Genomic DNA, 477 nt, shown 5'->3' with positions numbered 1-477 from the left:
CAAGGGCATTGATGTGGTGTTCCGCGAGAACGATGCAGGTCGCATTTACGGTGTCACATTCATCGACCACCACAATCGTGAGGTCTATAACGGTTCCCGTCTGGGTAAGGAGTTCTCGGCAAACAACTTCGAGAAACTATTCAACTCGCAGGGCGACATTCCATGGGCCGATATGCCTCAAGGTTTCTCCGAGAGCCAAAGCCTCTCATCGGCAGACCTTGAATCGGGCATAGAGCAAGCCTTCGGAATCTTCTCGTTTGACGCTCCTGCAAATGATCCGCAGGAGGAGATGCTCGCCAAGCAGTACCAGAAGAAAAAGAAGAAGAAAAAACGCCGTTCACGCGGCATGTCGTAAACCAATTTCACTAACCATTAAAACGAATTTATTATGCAACAGGAAGATGATTTGAGAGGATTGGCAAAGGTCATGGAGTTTATGCGTGCCATATCCATTATATTTATTGTAGTACATATCTA

At 46.8% G+C, this 477-nt stretch carries 1 pseudogene; it reads left to right on the top strand.

Going from position 1 to position 477, the window contains the following annotated elements:
* Positions 1 to 355 (top strand): annotated as a pseudogene (locus NW211_RS14000) (mobilization protein); the annotation flags it as partial.
* Positions 356 to 477: the final 122 nt, after the last annotated feature.

Source organism: Barnesiella sp. ET7 (assembly GCF_024733785.1).
Lineage (GTDB): Bacteria > Bacteroidota > Bacteroidia > Bacteroidales > Barnesiellaceae > Barnesiella > Barnesiella merdigallinarum.
The sequence above is the reverse complement of the archived record's forward strand: the minus strand, read 5'-3'. Positions and strand labels throughout refer to the sequence as shown.